This is a genomic window from Kosakonia sp. 1610, from assembly GCF_050435845.1.
Classification (GTDB): Bacteria; Pseudomonadota; Gammaproteobacteria; order Enterobacterales; family Enterobacteriaceae; genus Kosakonia; species Kosakonia cowanii.
In genome coordinates this window covers 107,046-124,531 of sequence record NZ_JBNDKZ010000007.1, presented here as the reverse complement: position 1 = coordinate 124,531, position 17,486 = coordinate 107,046, and the positions used below count along the sequence as shown (strand labels likewise).

16 protein-coding genes are annotated in these 17,486 nt (G+C 55.3%); 1 reads left to right on the top strand and 15 read right to left on the bottom strand.

The window, feature by feature from the left end:
- Positions 1-112: 112 nt before the first annotated feature.
- Positions 113-1,363, top strand: a complete 1,251-nt coding sequence (locus tag ABIC80_RS18095; RefSeq protein ID WP_429178079.1) for a FliC/FljB family flagellin — start codon at positions 113-115, stop codon at positions 1,361-1,363.
- 885 nt (positions 1,364-2,248) lie between these two features.
- Here the strand turns inward: ABIC80_RS18095 and cheW are convergent.
- The 15 genes from cheW to ABIC80_RS18020 form a co-directional block, all read right to left on the bottom strand.
- The gene (gene cheW, locus ABIC80_RS18090; RefSeq protein ID WP_042712466.1) at positions 2,249-2,755 is read right to left on the bottom strand and encodes a chemotaxis protein CheW; all 507 of its coding nucleotides are present in this window, start codon (positions 2,753-2,755) and stop codon (positions 2,249-2,251) included.
- A 37-nt stretch (positions 2,756-2,792) separates the two neighbouring features.
- Entirely contained in the window at positions 2,793-4,766 is a 1,974-nt protein-coding gene (cheA, locus tag ABIC80_RS18085) for a chemotaxis protein CheA (RefSeq protein ID WP_429178077.1), read from the bottom strand.
- Positions 4,766-5,695, bottom strand: coding sequence for a flagellar motor protein MotB (motB, locus tag ABIC80_RS18080; RefSeq protein WP_094421727.1), 930 nt, complete (start codon positions 5,693-5,695; stop codon positions 4,766-4,768). Before motB ends, cheA begins: the two co-directional genes overlap by 1 nt.
- The gene (gene motA, locus ABIC80_RS18075) at positions 5,692-6,594 is read right to left on the bottom strand and encodes a flagellar motor stator protein MotA (RefSeq protein ID WP_429178075.1); all 903 of its coding nucleotides are present in this window, start codon (positions 6,592-6,594) and stop codon (positions 5,692-5,694) included. The genes motB and motA overlap by 4 nt, the downstream gene beginning before the upstream one ends.
- A gap of 71 nt (positions 6,595-6,665) precedes the next feature.
- Positions 6,666-7,214 (bottom strand): flagellar transcriptional regulator FlhC, encoded by a 549-nt coding sequence (flhC, locus tag ABIC80_RS18070; RefSeq protein WP_042712473.1) that lies wholly within the window; start codon positions 7,212-7,214, stop codon positions 6,666-6,668.
- A 14-nt stretch (positions 7,215-7,228) separates the two neighbouring features.
- A complete protein-coding gene (gene flhD, locus ABIC80_RS18065) occupies positions 7,229-7,576 on the bottom strand; it encodes a flagellar transcriptional regulator FlhD (protein WP_083699332.1) in 348 nt (115 codons plus the stop codon).
- Positions 7,577-7,733: 157 nt separating this feature from the next.
- Positions 7,734-8,465: an RNA polymerase sigma factor FliA gene (locus ABIC80_RS18060; protein ID WP_042712475.1), complete on the bottom strand. Its 732-nt coding sequence runs from the start codon at positions 8,463-8,465 to the stop codon at positions 7,734-7,736.
- A gap of 128 nt (positions 8,466-8,593) precedes the next feature.
- Positions 8,594-10,255 (bottom strand): methyl-accepting chemotaxis protein, encoded by a 1,662-nt coding sequence (locus tag ABIC80_RS18055; protein ID WP_429178073.1) that lies wholly within the window; start codon positions 10,253-10,255, stop codon positions 8,594-8,596.
- Between the two features lie 119 nt (positions 10,256-10,374).
- A complete protein-coding gene (flgL, locus tag ABIC80_RS18050) occupies positions 10,375-11,298 on the bottom strand; it encodes a flagellar hook-associated protein FlgL (RefSeq protein ID WP_312605960.1) in 924 nt (307 codons plus the stop codon).
- A 47-nt stretch (positions 11,299-11,345) separates the two neighbouring features.
- Positions 11,346-12,986, bottom strand: a complete 1,641-nt coding sequence (gene flgK / locus ABIC80_RS18045) for a flagellar hook-associated protein FlgK (RefSeq protein ID WP_429178071.1) — start codon at positions 12,984-12,986, stop codon at positions 11,346-11,348.
- A gap of 102 nt (positions 12,987-13,088) precedes the next feature.
- Positions 13,089-14,048, bottom strand: a complete 960-nt coding sequence (flgJ, locus tag ABIC80_RS18040) for a flagellar assembly peptidoglycan hydrolase FlgJ (protein ID WP_094421737.1) — start codon at positions 14,046-14,048, stop codon at positions 13,089-13,091.
- The gene (locus ABIC80_RS18035) at positions 14,048-15,166 is read right to left on the bottom strand and encodes a flagellar basal body P-ring protein FlgI (protein WP_288882865.1); all 1,119 of its coding nucleotides are present in this window, start codon (positions 15,164-15,166) and stop codon (positions 14,048-14,050) included. Before ABIC80_RS18035 ends, flgJ begins: the two co-directional genes overlap by 1 nt.
- A 3-nt stretch (positions 15,167-15,169) precedes the next feature.
- The gene (locus tag ABIC80_RS18030; RefSeq protein ID WP_373456979.1) at positions 15,170-15,844 is read right to left on the bottom strand and encodes a flagellar basal body L-ring protein FlgH; all 675 of its coding nucleotides are present in this window, start codon (positions 15,842-15,844) and stop codon (positions 15,170-15,172) included.
- Between the two features lie 87 nt (positions 15,845-15,931).
- Positions 15,932-16,714 carry a flagellar basal-body rod protein FlgG gene (gene flgG / locus ABIC80_RS18025; protein ID WP_042712490.1) on the bottom strand — a complete coding sequence of 261 codons (783 nt, stop codon included), beginning with the start codon at positions 16,712-16,714 and terminating at the stop codon, positions 15,932-15,934.
- A gap of 23 nt (positions 16,715-16,737) precedes the next feature.
- A complete protein-coding gene (locus ABIC80_RS18020) occupies positions 16,738-17,484 on the bottom strand; it encodes a flagellar basal body rod protein FlgF (RefSeq protein WP_076769090.1) in 747 nt (248 codons plus the stop codon).
- Positions 17,485-17,486: the final 2 nt, after the last annotated feature.

Sequence of the window (17,486 nt, the reverse complement as noted above, 5' to 3'; positions counted from 1 at the left end):
CTTTTTGCCCTGAAAAACTTTAGTCATTTTTTAAAAGGCCGATTTATTTAGTATGCGAACGAAATGACGCATAACCATACTCTGTATAGTAAATTGTGTATAAGGAACTATCATGTCCCAGGTTATTAATACTAACGCCCTTAGCCTCGTCGCTCAGAACAACCTGAACAAATCTCAGGACTCTCTGGGTACTGCAATTGAACGTCTCTCTTCTGGTCTGCGTATTAATAGCGCGAAAGACGATGCAGCAGGTCAGGCGATCTCTAACCGTTTCACCGCTAACATCAACGGTCTGACTCAGGCTTCCCGTAACGCCAACGATGGTATCTCCATTGCACAGACCACTGAAGGCGCGCTGAACGAAATCAACGACAACCTGCAGAACATCCGTCGTCTGTCCGTACAGGCTCAGAACGGCACCAACTCCGATTCTGACCGTCAGTCCATCCAGGACGAAATCGACGCGCGTCTGGACGAGATCAACCGTATCTCTGAACAGACCGAGTTCAACGGCGTGAAAGTACTGAGCAAAGACCAGAAGCTCTCTATCCAGGTTGGTTCTAACGATGGCCAGACTATCGATATCGAACTGAACCAGATGGACTCTTCTACTCTGGGTATGGACGGCTTCAGCGTAGCTAACGGCATTGACACCACTACTCTAACTGCAAGCACCGGTACAGTGAAAGTTGACAGTGGTTTCGACTACGATGTTGCTAATTTTACTGATACCGCGGGTACTGCTACCGCAGTTGACGATATCGTGGTTGACGATAACGGTGACGTCTATGCGCAGGTTGGCGCTGAAATGTACGCCGTAACTGAAGATCCGACTACTGGTGAGATCTCCTTCGACTCCGGTACTGACGTTTCTGGCTCCGTTGTAGGCACACCGACCAGCGTTGTTGGTGAAGATATGATGAAAGACCAGGCTATTAACATGACCGGTATCACCGGTACGTTAATGGAAGATGGCCAGGGTAATTACTACGTTGACGACGGTGCCGGCAACCTGACTGAAGCGACTATTGATACCACTACCTGGGCTGCAACGGATACCGGTAAAGCTGTTTCTACTACTCCGGCAACTTCCGATCCGCTGACCAAAATCGACGAAGCGCTGGCGCAGGTTGATGAAATGCGTTCCGGTCTGGGTGCGGTACAGAACCGTTTCGCGTCTGTTATCAGCAACCTTAACAACACCGTTAACAACCTGTCTGAATCCCGCTCTCGTATTCTGGATGCTGACTTCGCGTCTGAAGTATCTGAAATGAGCCGCGCGAACATTCTGCAGTCTGCAGGCACCACCGTGCTGGCACAGGCTAACCAGGTTCCGCAAAACGTGCTGTCCCTGCTGGGCTAATCTCTGCCGCTTAAGGCAGGTGTTCCTGCCTTATCCTTCAACCGCCCCTCACCGGGCGGTTTTTTTATGCCTGCATTTTGTTAGATCGAGCTGGGCTGACATTGATTGCCGGATGGCGGCTACGCCTTATCCGGCCTACAAAACCGCTCCGACCCCGTAGGCCGGATAAGCGGTACGCGCCATCCGGCATTATCCCCGTGGCACCGATTGCCGGATGCGGCTGCGCCTTATCCGGCCTACAAAACCGCTCCGACCCGTAGGCCGGATAAGCGATACGCGCCATCCGGCATTATCCCCGTGGCACCCATTGCCGGATGGCGGCTGCGCCTTATCCGGCCTACAAAACCGCTCCGACCCGTAGGCCGGATAAGCGGTACGCGCCATCCGGCAATGGGGTTTGCATGCGGCTTTGGTGGAAGGGTTCCGTTCACCAGGCGATGGGGAGTTTCATTAATCTTTTATGCGGTGAACGGGATAAGGGAAGCGGCCGCGCTCCCCTTATCAATCCCCGCGGCCCCGCGAGGAAATCGGTGCTGCGCACTGCGCTCACCTCCCGCGTGCCTGACTGCGGCCGGCTCGACTCGACATCCTGTCTCGGTTCGCCTCTGTCCGCCATCCATGGCGTCCAGACCTTGTCATTCACGCTCCGGTTCGCCGATTTCAGCGGGGACACAACCCCTCGCTGTAAGACCGGAGATAAAAGCGATGAAAGCGTTGCTGTGGGCTCGCTTTTGTAGGCCGGATAAGCGCAAGCGCCATCCGGCAATCCGTGCAGCGATGATAATGCCGGATGGCAGCTCCGCCTTATCCGGCCTACGGGAACAGCAACAAAAAAGCCCCTCCCGTTGCCGGGAGGGGCTTTGCACACTGCCTGAGCGAGGAGCGTTAAAACGCGTTCTCGGTCACGCGCTCAATCAGCTCCATCTCTTCGCTGTTCAGTAGCTTCTCAATATCCACCAGAATCAGCATCCGCTCATCCAGAGAGCCGAGACCGAGCAGATACTGCGTGGAAAGCGTAACGGTATACTCCGGCGCGGGCTTAATCTGCGCCGCGTTCAGCGCCAGCACGTCAGAGACGCCGTCTACCACAATGCCCACCACACGGCCGCTGTCGAGGCTTAGCACAATCACCACGGTATTTTGATCAAACTCTGCCGAGCCGAGGGTAAACTTCACGCGCAGATCGACGATCGGCACGATCACGCCGCGCAGGTTGGTAACACCGGCAATAAAATCGGGCGTGTTGGCGATCCGCGTCACGCGATCGTAGCCGCGAATCTCCTGCACCTTCAGGATCTCAATCCCGTACTCTTCATTGCCCAGGGTAAATACCAGGAACTCATTCCCGGCGTTGTCGCCCGATAACTGTTTGTCTGAGTCAGATACGTTCATCTTATAACCTTTTCAAAAACGCCCTTCAGGCTTGCTGTCAGTGAGGTTTCGCGTTTTTCGCCAATGTTGTTAACACGGCCACATCCAGAATGAGCGCCACGCTGCCGTCGCCAAGGATTGTCGCCGCTGAAATACCGGGGATTTTGCGATAGTTCTGTTCGAGGTTTTTCACCACCACCTGATGTTGACCAATCAGTTGATCGACCAGCAACGCGTAGCGGCTGCCGGCGCTCTGTACAATCACGGCGATCCCTTCGCTGAAGTCATAATCGTCATCGTGAATGCCGAACAGTTTGCCGAGCTCAACCAGCGGCAGATACTCTTCGCGTACCTGCAACATGCGCTCGCCGCCGGTCATCCGGTGCAGGGTGTTTTCGGAGAGCATCAGGGATTCCATCATGCTGCCGAGCGGCAGGACGTAGATCTCAGAGCCGACGCGCACCGACATGCCATCGAGGATCGCCAGCGTCAGCGGCAAAATAATGCGGATCTTGGAGCCACGCCCCTGCTCGGAGTGGATCGTCACATGGCCGCCCATCTCCTGAATGTTACGCCGCACCACGTCCATACCGACGCCGCGCCCGGAGACATCGGTCACCTTTTCGGCGGTGGAGAAGCCCGGCGCAAAAATCAGCATCCAGACATCTTCATCACTCATGTTGTCGCTGATCGCCATCCCCTGCTGCTGCGCGCGGGCGAGGATCTTCTCGCGATTCAGCCCGGCGCCGTCGTCGGTCACTTCAATAATAATGTTGCCGCCGTGATGTTCAGCCGACAGCACCAGGTTACCCTTCTCCGCTTTACCGTTGACACGACGCACCTCAACCGGCTCAATACCGTGATCGAGGCTGTTGCGCACCAGGTGCGTTAAGGGATCGACAATCTGTTCGATCAGCCGCTTATCCAGCTCGGCGGATCCGCCAACCAGCGTCAGCTCTACCTCTTTATTCAGCTTGCCGGCGAGATCGTGTACCAGACGCGGGAAGCGGCTGAAAACATAATCCATCGGCATCATGCGAATCGACATCACCGACTCCTGCAGATCGCGGGCGTTACGCTCCAGCTGAGCGATAGTAGTAATCAGGATGTCGTGGGTGGAGGAGTCGAGCATGCCAGAGAGCTGCGAGAGCATCGCCTGGGTGATGATTAGCTCGCCGACCTGGTTGATTATCTGATCCACTTTCTCTACCGCCACGCGAATGCTGCTCGCCTCCGCCTGATGCGGTTTCGCGCGCGCGGTTTCCGGGCGCGCGGCGCGCACCGCCGGGGCTGCGCTGCTTTGTGCAGGCGCGGTGGTCTCAATAGCGGGAACGGAGGGCTCTTCCACGGGGGCGGGAGAGATCGCAATCTGCTCGGGCTCGAGGATAAAGCAGAGCACTGCCAGGATATCGTCCGGCGTGGCGGTGGTCGCCAGCGTCAGTTGCAAACCCGTCTGGTCCGTCTGCAAGGCGCTGACCTTGCCCAGGTTGCCCAGCTCGTCAATCAGCGGCTGCTGATCCTCCTCTTTTACAGCGCTGAGGATAATACGTAAACGCTCGCCCTCCGGCTTCGCCGCAGCGACGGGCGGTGCAACTGGCTCGACGGCCACAGGCGCGGCGACTTCAGCAGGCAGCGTAGTCGGCTCGGCACTGTCGAGGGCAATCTGGCGCAGCGCTTCACAAATGTAGCGGAACGCCTCCTGATCGGGCTCAGCGGAAGCTTTATAGGCGTCCAGTTGGTCCTGCATAATATCTTTGCTCTCCAGAAACAGATCGCGGATCGGGTCGTTGATCTGCAATTTACCGCTCCGTACATCGTCCAGCAGGTTTTCAAGAATATGCATGGTCTGTTGTAAGACGGTAAAACCAAAAGTACCCGCCCCACCCTTGATGGAGTGGGCGGCACGGAAAATGGCGTTAAGTACTTCCCTGTCCGGAGCCTCGAGATCCAACTCAAGCAGATACTTCTCCATATCCGCCATCAGCTCATCCGCCTCGTCGAAAAAGGCCTGATAAAAATCGCTTATATCCATTATTTGATCTCCTCAGGAGCGCGCTTAGCGGCGGGCTCTGGCGTGCCTTTGCCGCTGGCTGGCTGCGGCGCGGGGCTGACCAGCGTGTCGCGTAAAAGCACATCTTCTTGCATGATCTGTTTCTCTTTCTGCTGGCTTAATACCAGGATGCTGATGCGGCGGTTGATGGGATCGGCGGCGTCGGAGCCGGCCTGCATCATGGTGTCCGCCGTACCGACCACCCGGATGAATTTTTTACTGGCAAGGCCCGCGCCAGAGAGAATGCGGCGCGAGGCGTTAGCGCGATCGGAAGAGAGCTCCCAGTTGCTGTAGCCCTGTTCGCCGTTGGCGTAAGGGAGTGAATCCGTATGACCGGTCAAAATGATGCGGTTGGGCATATCGTTAAGCACCGGCACCAGCGCCTGCAGAATATTGACCATGTAGTTTTCCGGCGTCGGGCGTCCGACCTTAAACATCGGCCGGTCGGCGCTGTCGGTGATCTGCAACAGCAGCCCGTCATCGGTCAGGGAGAGCCGCAGGTTCGAGGTGAAGTTATTAAGCCGCGGATCGACCTCAATCAGGTTCTCCAGCTTCTCGCGCGCCCGCTTGAGGTTGGCTTCGCTCTTCTTCTGATCGAGTTTTTGCAGCGTTCGCTTAAACACCTCACCATCCTGCTTCATCGCATCATCGCCGCCGCCGGGGACAATACTGTCGCTCAGGCTTGCCTTGGTGCCGTGCGCCAGCGTGTTCTTCAGCGGCACCTTAAAGTAGTCAGCAATCTGCTGGCGCTGTTCGGGGCTTGAGGAGGAGAGCAGCCACATCACGAGGAAGAAGGCCATCATTGCGGTCATAAAGTCCGCATAGGCGATCTTCCACGAGCCGCCGTGCGAACCATGCCCTTTTTTGATGGTTTTGCGAACGACGATGGTCTCTACGGGCTTCCTTCTCATGCTGCGTCACTCGCAGACGAGGAGGCGCCTGAGGAGGAGGAAGAGGAGCGGACTTCCCGCACGTGATCTTCCAGCTCGGCAAAGCTTGGACGCTCGGTCGAGAAGAGCGTTTTACGCCCAAACTCGACGGCGATTTGCGGCGCATAACCGTTAATGCTGGAGAGCAGCGTGGTTTTGATGCACTCCATCATCTTCAGATGTTCAGCGCTGCGCTGGCGCAGCAGGGTCGCCAGCGGCAGAACCATGCCGTAGGCGAGCAGAATACCGAGGAAGGTGCCGACCATGGCGTGCGCGATCAGCGCACCAAGCTCTGCCGCCGGGCGATCCGCCGCCGCCAGCGCGTTCACCACGCCCATCACCGCCGCGACGATACCAAACGCCGGCAGGCCATCGCCGACGGCGTTCAGGCTGTGCGCCGGCACTTCATGCTCGTGCTCGCAGGTCTCGATCTCTTCATCCATCAACGACTCAATTTCAAAGGCGTTCATGTTGCCGCTGACCATCAGGCGCAGGTAATCGACGATAAAGTTCATGATGTCGGCATCGGCCAGCAGGCGCGGATAGGCAGAGAAGATCGGGCTGTTTTGCGGATCTTCAATATCGTTTTCCAGCGCGACCAGCCCGCTCTGGCGGCTTTTTGCCAGCAGCAGATAGAGCATGCCCAGCAGATCCAGATAGAGTGATTTGCTGAAATGTGAGCCTTTAAACAGCGAGGGAAGGGCTTTAAGGGTAGCGCGGATCGCTTTGCCATTATTACCGACAATAAAAGCCCCTACTCCGGCACCGCCGATAATTAATAGCTCGGTCGGCTGAAATAGTGACGCGAGGTTACCGCCGCTCAGCACAAACCCGCCAAATACGGTAGCGAGGACGACGACATAGCCAATAATGACTAACACTGCAACTCCTTAATCATTGAATAAAACAACCTGCCACGCTGAATAGTGCGCGCAGCGCATGCCCAATCCGGTTATAGCCGGGGGGTGATGAGCGTTCGCTCGGGGCCTGCGCGTTTAATTGCCCGGGAGGGCGGAAAACATAAACTGCAGGTAAAGACGCCCTGGGTACTTTCCGGCGCGGTAATGAAACGCCCGCCGCAGGTGCAACACTCGATATGTTTGATCATGCCGCAGTCAATAAAACGCAGCAGCGTCCAGGCGCGGGTTAAACCTAATACCGGCTTTTGCGCGGCACCGTTCAGGCTATTTTCTAAATAGAGACGGTAGCCTTTAAGCATAATTTCAACAGGGCGGCCCGATTCGGTCTTTTGCAAATAACAGTAGATGTTATAAAACATTGACGAATGGATATTCTGCTCCCACGCCATATACCAGTCTGTGGAAAACGGCAACATGCCTTTCGGCGGCGAACAGCCTTTAAGCTCTTTATAAAGCTTTAATAAACGCCTGCGGCTTAAGCTCGTTTCGCTTTCCAGAACCTGCATCCTTGCGCCAAAGGAGATCAATTCCATGGCAATCTGCGCATCCCTGATTTCCGACATTATGCTTTTTTCACACATCATAAACTCCGCTTTCAGGTTGTCGACGGCTCTTCCCCGGAAAGAGAATTAAGCAAATCAGTGGATAGGATGATTCCGGTATGGATACTCTGCAAAGCATCAATACGGGAATCCCTGGTTAAACACTCAATAACCGTTTCATTATCAATTCGCAGCTGGCAAATAAGTTGCCCGGTGGATGCAAGCTTGATTAACTGGGGAAAGGTTAACCCTTTAATAATATCGATTGTGGCTTCACTCAATCCAAGCCGAAACTTAGCGGCAAGGCGGTCTTCCAGAATCAAACGCTGCGCCAAAAGCAGGTAGGAAAGATTCATATCCCGAATACACTGCATCGGCTCATCAAAATTCGTTACGTTCACTTCAACTGCCCCTTGTATTTTGTAACCAATAACGCAGTTACCGTCCTGCAATTCGTAACCAATGAGTAACAATAAAAATAAATAAAATTAAAAATAATCAGGCAGCGTCATTCAGCGAGGATTAATTTATTATCGGCATGAGATATTACTTATCACCTTATGATTCCCAGCCCCGACCTTCCAGCCGCGCACGCAAACGTTTAATCGTCTGGCTATGTAATTGGCTGACGCGAGTTTCGGTAATGCCCAGTAGCGATCCCACCTCCTTCATATTCAGCTCTTGTTGATAATAGAGATTGAGCAACATCTGTTCGCGCTCCGGCAGTTCGCGGATCTCATTACTGACCTGCCGGGTTAAATCGCCCAGCACGGCATCATTGAGGGGATCAAGGTGATCCTGCTCAAGCTCCGCCAGCTCGACGCCATCGGCCAGCAACTCCTGCAACTCGTCCAGCGAACAGAGCATGCTGGTATTGGTGTCGGCGAGGATCTGCTGATACTCCTGCAGCGTCATACCAAGCTCAGCGGCCACATCGGATTCCGAGGCCGCGCCGCCGGAACGTTGTTCAACGCGCATAATGGCAGAGGAGACTTCGCGGGTTTTACGGCGCACGCGTCGCGGTACCCAATCATGTTCACGCAGTTCATCCATAAATGCCCAACGCAGACGCTGGGCAATATAGACGCTAAGTTTGACCCCTTTTTTGGGGTCAAACTGATCGATTGCATCAAGAAGAGCAATAGCACCGGCCTGAATAAGATCGTCAATTTCCACACTGGCTGATAATCTTGATTGCATTTTCAGTGCTTCATAGCGGACTAAATAACCATATTTAGCCCACAGCTGCTCTTTTTGAATTGTCCCTTCGGGACTGTATAAGCCATTCACTATTACAATTTCCGGGATGATAATAATAGAATTAAATTATTATTGATTATCGCCAAATCAAATAGCCTGATAAGAAACCGTAAAGTTGAACATATTGCGACTTTATTTCCCGCCCGAACTTCGCGAAATTAAAACGTTTCCCAATCACCTTCGGATTTTTTAACAGGAGCGAAATCTTTTCGTGTGGTGGAAATAACAGGACGCACTGTTTCTATACCATGCTGTTCACGCGCACTGGCGGAAACGTGATGTTCATTAACCACAAACTGCGCCACGATCTGATCGAGACTGCTGGCATGCTGCTCAACGCTGGTGGCGGTTTTCGCCGCGTTCTCTACCATCTGGGCATTCTGCTGGGTAACCAGATCCATCTCATTCACCGCCTGAGCAATCTGGTTAATACCGGTGCTCTGCTCATCGGACGCTGAAGTGATCTCCGCCATAATGTCGGTCACCTGCACAACGGATTTCACAATCTCCTGCATTGACGCACCGGCCAGTTCCACTTCCTGGGAGCCGGTATTCATGTTGGCAACACAGGTGTTGATCAGCTGGCGGATCTCTTTCGCCGCGTCGGCGCTGCGTTTCGCCAAGTTACGCACTTCACCCGCTACCACGGCAAAACCACGGCCCTGCTCGCCCGCACGAGCCGCTTCAACCGCGGCGTTCAGCGCAAGGATGTTGGTCTGGTTCGCAATGCTGTCGATAACGCTGTTGATGTCGGCAATTTGACGGGAGTTGGCGGTGATTTCCACCATGATCTTGTCAAGATTACTCATCACTTCGCCCCCTTTTTGCGCGCTGACGCTGGCACTTTCCGCCAGTTGCTGCGCGCTATGGGCGTTGTCGGCATTCTGACGAACGGTGATTTTCAGCTCTTCCATGCTGGCAGCGGTTTCCTGCAGCGCAGAGGCCTGCTGCTCGGTACGAGAAGAGAGATCGTTGTTGCTGGTCGCAATCTCCTGCGCGTTGCTATAGATGTGCTTCACGCCGTTACGGATGCCGTAGACGGTGTCGGTCAGCGACTGGCGCATCCCTTCCACTGCCGTCAACATTTTGCCGATCTCATTCTGCGCGCCAGCCTCAATGCGGGTGCTCAAATTACCGGAAGCGATGGACTGGAAGGCGGCAATCGCCTGATCCAGACGGGTAAAAATAGTCCGTTTTAACCAGATGCGGGAAACCACTGCGCAGATAACAGCAAGAACCAGCGCAAACATGGCGAACATCGTCATACGCTGCGTATCGTCATGGGCAGTCTCGCCAAACCCCGTCACCAGCTCTTCGGCAAAGGCGAGATACTCATCTGCCAGCTCTTTCAAGGCAATACGCTGTTTCGCTTCATCAACAACGTCATTGGTGTAACTGGTTGGGTTGTTAATGTAGTTAATTTTTTTCAGCGAAAACGACATAACGCTTTCAAAGCGCTTGTGGATGTCATTGGCAATAAGCTCCTCTTTTTCCGTTTTGAAGGGCGTGGACATAAATTCGCTCATGTCCTTTTCGGCCAGAGCAAACATCTTTTTCGCATTATCAATATCGCCCTGATTAACCGGCTGGTTAATCATTGTCGCCAACATCCCGGCATTAACCTGCGCCATGGCATTAGTGAGGCCGAGAATAGCGCTATTTAACGTATCGATATTTGTATTGGTCATTACCGCATCATCAAAGTTATCTGATGATGATTTGGCACTGGTCAAGGCATAACCTGACACCGCGACAATACAAACAATTAACAGACCAAGCAGGAGATTTATTCCTGTGGATATTTTCAAATCTTTAAACATAGCTGAACCTGAATAATAGGGAATAAAATGCATCCTTCGCGCAGGGAGAATGCACTGGCAAATAAGCGTCTAATCACATTTCCATCAAGGCTTACGGCATTAACAATCAGCGGCAGGCATCAACCCATTACTTTGAAAATAGAGAGCTGCTGCATCGACTGAAATACCGTCATGGAAGAATTAAGCGCGAACTCAGACATCTTTGACTGAGATAACAGGGTAATCATCGAGTCCCAGTCCGAACCTAAGGTTTCCTGCAGACGGCTCTGCACATTGATGCTTTGAGCCTCAGCGCTGAATCCCAGCGATTCAATCTGCTGCATATTGGTACCGACGGTGGCGCGAACCTTGCCGAGGTTATCAATATTTTTCTTGATGCTGACATTGGCATCATCCAGCACTGCTTGCAGCGCATCCCTGTCCGCATCACTGGTGACCGGCTGTTTCAGCTGCGCAATCGCGCTGTCGAGGGCTTGAAACAGATCGTCCGGCGTGCCGCTGAGAAACACCTCTGAACCGGTATGACCAACCTGCATTTCGGTGCTGTCGGAGACCACCTGCGTCATGGCGGTATCACCGCCGACATAGCTGCCATCGGCCTGGAACGGCGCGCTACCGGTTTTATACCCGGCAAAAATATAGCGCCCGTCGCTGTTTTTGGTATTCGCCAGATCCAGCAGGTTATCGCGGATGCCCTGTAACTCTTCTGCCAGCGCAGCGCGATCTTCGTCAGAGTAGGCACCGTTACCACCGGCGATCACTTTCTGCGTCAGGTTCTCTGTCAGCAAGTTGCCGATAGAGTCCAGGGTGTTATCTTCCTGGCCTAATGCATCCTGCGCGTAGGTGCGCGCGGTGTCGAACTGGCTCATGCGCGACAGCGCCGTTTGTAAGGTGACAGACTGCGACGCGCCGGTCGGATCGTCAGAGGGCTTCAGCAGCGTCTGGCCAGCAGAGAGGCGGGTCGCCAGGTCGTTGTAACCCGTCATCGCGTCGCCCAGGCTGTCTATGCGGTTTTGAAAAATATAACTTGTGCTAAGACGCATCGTTATTTCCCGATCAAAGGTTAAGCAACCCGGCTACCCGGGCGCGATTAACGGATATTTAAAATGGTGTCGAACAGCGTATTCGCGGTTTGCAGCACCTGCGCGTTCGCCTGGTAGTACTGAGAGAACATCTGCAGGTTGACGTACTCTTCCGTGATATCCACCCCGGAAACGGACTGCTGCTGCAACGCCCACTCGTCATAAACGTTCGCGGCAGTCGACATGTCCGCCTTCAGCGCACTGACCGAGGAGCCAACGGAGCTGACCAGGCTGGCGTAGGCGCCGGAGAGCGTCTTACCATCGACCACCTCTTCATCTTTAATCGCAATCAGATCGAGGATGTTTTCGTTATCGCTCTGATCGTCCGGATCGGGGGATTTCGCCGCCGCGATCTGATCGCCGTCGGTGATCGCCACGGTCAGGTTATCCGCTGCGCCGTCGGTCGGGTTGAGGGTGAAGCTGTCGCCCGGCTGCGGAGTGCCGCCTGGCATTACGGAGATGCCTTCAAACTCCAGTTCGCCATTTGTGCCAATCGTCGGCGTGATGCTGCGACCATCGCTGGTGGTGATACTCCAGTCGGTGCTGCCCGGGCCGTTATAGACCAGCTCATAATCTTCAGATTTCACCGACGGAATGTCGGTGAAGTTGACATCCAGCGAACCGGTACCGGTGTTGTTGATGTTGCCCACCGCCAGCGGATCGGCAATGTTGAAGAGATCGCCGCCGGGATTGCCGTCGAGATCGTAACCCTGGGCATTCACTTCGTTGAATTTGTTCGCCATCTGTAACGCCAGCTGGTTAAGCTGATCGCGCGCCGAGACCAGATCTTCGTTGCGGAACTTGAACAGCCCGCCCAGCTCGCCGGTAGTTTTCTCTTCATCCAGCGGTAAGGCGTTGCCGGAGGCGTCAATGTAGGCCACCACGGTGGTGTTCGGATCGCTGTCCGAGGCGCTGGCCTCTAATTCGTAGGATTTCCCGCCGCTCACCAGCGCCATGCCGTTTTGCATCGAGATGTTAACCGCGCCGGTATCGCTGTTTTCAGTCACCTTAATGCCGATCTTTTCGCTCAGCTGGCTGAGTAACTGGTCGCGCTGATCCAGCAGGTCGGCAGGCATACCGCCGGTCTGGCCGTGCACCTTCTCAATCTGTTTATTGAGAGTCGCCAGCTGTTTGGTGTAGGAGTTGATGTCGTCAACGCTCTGGCTAATCTGCGTGTTGGTGCTCTGCTCAAGGCCGTTTAACGTTTTGCTGTTACTGCGATACTGGTTCGCCAGCGCGTTAAACTCGGCAAGCACACTTTGACGCGCGGCCGGATCGACGGGGTCTTTACTGACCGATTCCATGGCTTCAAATAAGCTATCCATGGTGACGGAGATATTGTTCGTGCTGTCGCCGAGCATGTCATCGATTTGGCTGACCTGCTGATAGCGGCTATTGAGGGTATAAAATTCGGTGGTCGCGCCACGCACCTGATTGGTCATAAAACCGTCGTAGGCGCGCTGTACATCGCCCACTTTTACGCCATAGCCGAAGAAGCCATAGCTTGTGGATTTCCCACCCGCCTCGCCGAGAATAATATTCTGGCGGCTGTAGCCTGTTGTTGTGGCATTTGACAAGTTATTACCCACCACATTTAACGCGTTCTGCGCGGCGTTAAGCCCGGACTGGGCCAGATTGATTAAATTCATTGGTATCGATCCTTACCAGAGGAGGAGGAGATAAGAAGCCCCCGATAAAAGTAGTGCTCTCTATATTTATCGGCCCTGCAAAATTTCGCTAAAGGCCGCAGCCTAAAATAATGAGGAAAAATCCGAGGAATATGCCTCTGTCGCTTCACTCACCTTATTTCTCACCTGCTGAATGATATTGATCAATTTTTTCGCATAGGCCGGATCCGTTGCATATCCCGCGGTCTGCAACGCTTTTGCCGCTATTTCCGGCGTTTCCGATTTCACAACATTTTTATAACGAGGATTACGACTAATTAACGACGTATAATCTTCCAGCGCTTCGGCATAAGAGGAATAAACTTTAAATTTATCCTTTATTTTTTGCGCCACGCCATTTTCATATTCGGTAGTGGTTATTTCGGTCGTTTCACCGTGCCACTCTGCGGTAGCTTTTACGCCAAATAAGTTATGGCTCGGTTTACCCTCCTCGGTGAGTATTTCCCGTTTCCCCCAGCCGGACTCCAGCGCCGCCTGGGCAATAATTAATTGATGGGGAATGCCGCTTAAACGCGCTACCGCCATTGCTGGCGCCATCATGCGGGAAATAAAACCGCCGCCGGGGATCGCGGGCACCTCGGGTAGCGCTGCCCGTTCATTGTTGGCCTGCGCCTGTTGCGGAACCTCGGTTTGCAGACGCAGCGGCACGCCAATAAAGCGTGCCGGGCTGATATTAAGGGGAACTTCACGAGTCGCGGTGGTCGTTTCCGCCACCGCATCGCTTTTGCCGCTCAGCTGTTTGACCATCAGATCGGCGAAGCCCATCTTGCCTTTGTCGGCAATATTCTGCGAAATCTGCTGGTCATACAGCGAGGTGAACATCTCTGACTGCTGAGTGTTAAACAGCCCATCCTTAAAGCTGGCCTGCCGCATGCTTTTCAGCATCATCTGCACGAACAGGCCCTCCATCTGTTTCGCGACAGCTTTGAGCGCCTGCGGCGAATCGTTGCGCGCCGCCAGCTTTAACTTATCGAGACTGTGGGCATCAAACGCCGCGTCTTGCGGCACGGATGGGCCAATCATCAGTTGATCTCCAGACGGGCATGCAGACAGCCTGCGCTTTTCATCGATTGCAGAATCGCCATCAAATCGTTCGGCGTTGCACCAAGGCCATTAAGGGCGCGGACGACATTGTTAAGATCGGTGCTGGTCTGCACACGTTGCAGGGAGCCGTTCTGTTCACGGACCGAGAGCTGCGTATTTTGCGTCACTACCGTCTGCCCGCCTGCCAGCGGCGCATTGGGCTGGTTAACCTGCTGGTTTTGCGCCACTTCCACCGTCAAATCCCCCTGCGCAACGGCGCAGGTATCGAGGGAGACATGGCCATTCATCACCACCGAACCGGTACGTGAGTTGATAATGATGCGCGCATCACCCGCGTCGACCCGCAGCGGCAGATCCTGCACCGCCGAGAGAAAGCGCACGCGCGCCGCGCTGTCGGCCGGGGCACGCAGGCTCACGGTACGGGCATCTTCCGCCACTGCTGCGCCGCCATAGCGACGGTTAATGGCATCGCTGATCTGCTGGGCAACGGTGAAGTCATCCTGGTTCAGCACCAGTTTCAGCGTGCTCTGCCCGGCAAAGTTAGAGGGCACCTCGCGCTCAACCGTTGCGCCGCCGCTGATGCGTGCGCCGTTCAACTGGTTGACCTGCACGCGGTTGCCGCCCGCCTGCGCGCCTGCGCCGGAAACCAGCAGGTTCCCCTGCGCCAGGGCGTAGATCTGGCTGTCCGCGCCTTTCAGCGGCGTCATCAGCAGCGTACCGCCGCGCAAACTTTTGGCGTTGCCCATGGAGGAGACCACGACGTCGATCTTCTCCCCTGCGCGGGCAAAGGGCGGCAGCTCCGCTGTCACCATTACTGCGGCAACGTTTTTCAGCTGCATATTGACCCCCGCAGGCACGGTAATACCGAGCTGCGAGAGCATATTGTTGAGGCTCTGGGTGGTAAATGGCGTCTGCATGGTCTGATCGCCGGTGCCATCCAGACCTACCACCAGGCCGTAGCCCATCAGGGAGTTGCCGCGAACGCCCTGAATCGAGGTGAGATCCCGGATCCGCTCAGCGCTGGCCTGGCCGGCAATGAGTGCCGACAGACAGCAGAAGAGCGCCAGGTAACGCGTAAAGGAAAACATTTTCATCATCAATCAAAAAGGAGAAAGGTTAAGGAACAGGCGTTGCAACCAGCCCATCTGCTGCGCTTCGTTGATATAGCCGTTACCGACATATTCAATGCGCGCATCTGCCACCTGGGTGGATACAACGGTGTTGCTGGCGCTGATGGTGCGCGGGTTCACGATGCCGGAGAAGCGGATGAACTCCGTTCCCTGATTAATGGCGATCTGTTTTTCCCCGACCACGGCCAGGTTGCCGTTTTCCAGCACCTGTTTCACCGTCACGGTGATGGTGCCGCTAAAGGTATTTTTCGCTGCCGCTCCGCCTTTACCGGCGAAGTCGTTGGTGCCGCTCAGTGAGGCATCGGCTTTGCCGCCGCCCACCAGCCCGGAGAGGAAGCCCGGTACGGTGCTCATGCCCACATCCGTCGAACCATCGCGCGAGGCGGTGGCGGAGGAGCTTTTGCTGGCGCTGACGTTCTCCTGTAGCGCAATGGTCAGCGTGTCACCGACATTGCGCGGACGGCGGTCCTCAAACATCGGTTGATAACCATAATTCATCGCCTGCCCTGACTGAAAAATTGCGCCGTTAACCGATGCGGCAGCAACCGGCGTAGGCGCGGCAGAGGTTTCCCCCCCTACCAGTGGTTTTTGTGGAATGTAGGCGCAGCCGGTTAACAGACTCATTAACAGGAGCGTTGAGGCCATACGGCCCAGCGTGGTTTCAGAGCAAGGGAGATTAGTCATCATATTCACTACAGGTAATGCAGCCGCGAGCGTGCCCGCGGCCAGGGTTCAAAGTTGTGACAATCGTTGCAGCATCTGGTCAGAGGCCGAGACCGCCTTACTGTTAATTTCATAGGCGCGCTGGGTCTGGATCATGTTGACCAGCTCTTCCGCCACGTTAACGTTGGAGGTTTCGACATAGCCCTGCTTCAGGGTGCCCGCGCCGTTGAGACCCGGCGTGGATTCATTCGGTGCACCCGACGATTGCGTTTCGCGATAGAGGTTTTCACCAATACTTTCAAGGCCGGAGTCGTTGATAAACGAACTCAGCGTCAGCTGTCCCACCTGCTGCGGCGCGGTCTGGCCAGGCACCGTGACGCTTACCGTACCGTCGTTGCCGATGGTCAGGCTCTGCGCATCCTGCGGGATGGTGATCGCCGGCTGAACCTGATAACCGCTGGAGGTCACCAGCTGGCCGTTCTGGTCAAACTGGAAAGAGCCATCGCGGGTATAGGCGGTGGTGCCGTCCGGCAGCAGCACCTGGAAGAAACCGCCGCCTTCAATGGCGACATCTTTGCTGTTGTTGGTCTGCGTCAGGCTGCCCTGGCTGTGAATACGCTCGGTCGCCACCGGACGCACACCGGTACCCAGCTGTAAACCGGACGGGATGGTGGTCTGCTCGGACGACTGCGCGCCCGGCTGGCGCAGGGTCTGATAGATCAGATCCTCAAACACCGCCCGCTGGCGTTTAAAGCCGTTGGTGCTGACGTTCGCCAGGTTGTTGGAAATCACATCCATATTGGTTTGCTGGGCTTCGAGGCCGGTTTTCGCAATCCATAAAGAGCGGATCATGCTGTATTTCTCCTTACCGCGGCCTAACTGGCGCTCAGTAACTGGTTGGCTTTCTGTTCGTTGTCATCGACGGTGGTGATGACTTTCATGTTCATGTCAAAGCCGCGTGAGGTGGCGATCATCTCCACCATCGATTTCACCGGGCTGACGTTGCTCCCCTCCAGCATGCCGGGCATCAGGCGCAGATCGGCATCGGCGGGCAGCACGGCGGCAGCGGCCGGATCGGCGACGTGAAACAGACCGTCGTCGCCATGTTTCAGCACGCCAGGCGTGGCATTGACCATCTTCAGGCGACCAACCTGCGCCAGCGCAGAAGGCTCATCGCCCGCGCCCAGCGCGGTAATGGTGCCGTCGGCGGCGAGCGTCAGTTCTGCCTGCGGCGGGACAGCAATCGGGCCGCCATCGCCAATCAGCGGCATGCCGTGCACGCGTAGCTGGCCGTCGGCGTCCACTTCGATGTTGCCATCTTTGGTGTAGCCTTCACTGCCGTCAGGCAGTTGCACCGCCAGCCAGCCGTTCTGCGGCATCGCCACGTCGAGGTTGCGCCCGGTGGCCTGCATCGCGCCCATGGTGTTGTCGCTCCATGGCGTTGACTCCGTCACCATGGTGCGGGTCTCCAGCGACGGGCCGTGCACCGGGATCGCGCGATACGCGGCGATCTGCGCCCGGAACCCGTTGGTCGATGCGTTCGCCAGGTTGTTTGAGGTCACCGCCTGGCGGTTAAGGGCCGCATTAGCGGCGCCCATTGCGGTATATATCGCGCGATCCATCA

What these genes read in the sequence shown, in the direction of transcription:
- cheW (WP_042712466.1), bottom strand. Translation starts at nt 2,755, where the DNA reads ATGAACGTATCTGACTCAGACAAACAGTTATCGGGCGACAACGCCGGG.
- ABIC80_RS18055 (WP_429178073.1), bottom strand. Translation starts at nt 10,255, where the DNA reads ATGTTTAAAGATTTGAAAATATCCACAGGAATAAATCTCCTGCTTGGT.
- flgL (WP_312605960.1), bottom strand. Translation starts at nt 11,298, where the DNA reads ATGCGTCTTAGCACAAGTTATATTTTTCAAAACCGCATAGACAGCCTG.
- cheA (WP_429178077.1), bottom strand. Translation starts at nt 4,766, where the DNA reads ATGGATATAAGCGATTTTTATCAGGCCTTTTTCGACGAGGCGGATGAG.
- flgG (WP_042712490.1), bottom strand. Translation starts at nt 16,714, where the DNA reads ATGATCCGCTCTTTATGGATTGCGAAAACCGGCCTCGAAGCCCAGCAA.
- flgK (WP_429178071.1), bottom strand. Translation starts at nt 12,986, where the DNA reads ATGAATTTAATCAATCTGGCCCAGTCCGGGCTTAACGCCGCGCAGAAC.
- flgJ (WP_094421737.1), bottom strand. Translation starts at nt 14,048, where the DNA reads ATGATTGGCCCATCCGTGCCGCAAGACGCGGCGTTTGATGCCCACAGT.
- ABIC80_RS18020 (WP_076769090.1), bottom strand. Translation starts at nt 17,484, where the DNA reads ATGGATCGCGCGATATATACCGCAATGGGCGCCGCTAATGCGGCCCTT.
- ABIC80_RS18030 (WP_373456979.1), bottom strand. Translation starts at nt 15,844, where the DNA reads ATGGCCTCAACGCTCCTGTTAATGAGTCTGTTAACCGGCTGCGCCTAC.
- ABIC80_RS18035 (WP_288882865.1), bottom strand. Translation starts at nt 15,166, where the DNA reads ATGATGAAAATGTTTTCCTTTACGCGTTACCTGGCGCTCTTCTGCTGT.
- ABIC80_RS18095 (WP_429178079.1), top strand. Translation starts at nt 113, where the DNA reads ATGTCCCAGGTTATTAATACTAACGCCCTTAGCCTCGTCGCTCAGAAC.
- flhC (WP_042712473.1), bottom strand. Translation starts at nt 7,214, where the DNA reads ATGTGTGAAAAAAGCATAATGTCGGAAATCAGGGATGCGCAGATTGCC.
- motB (WP_094421727.1), bottom strand. Translation starts at nt 5,695, where the DNA reads ATGAGAAGGAAGCCCGTAGAGACCATCGTCGTTCGCAAAACCATCAAA.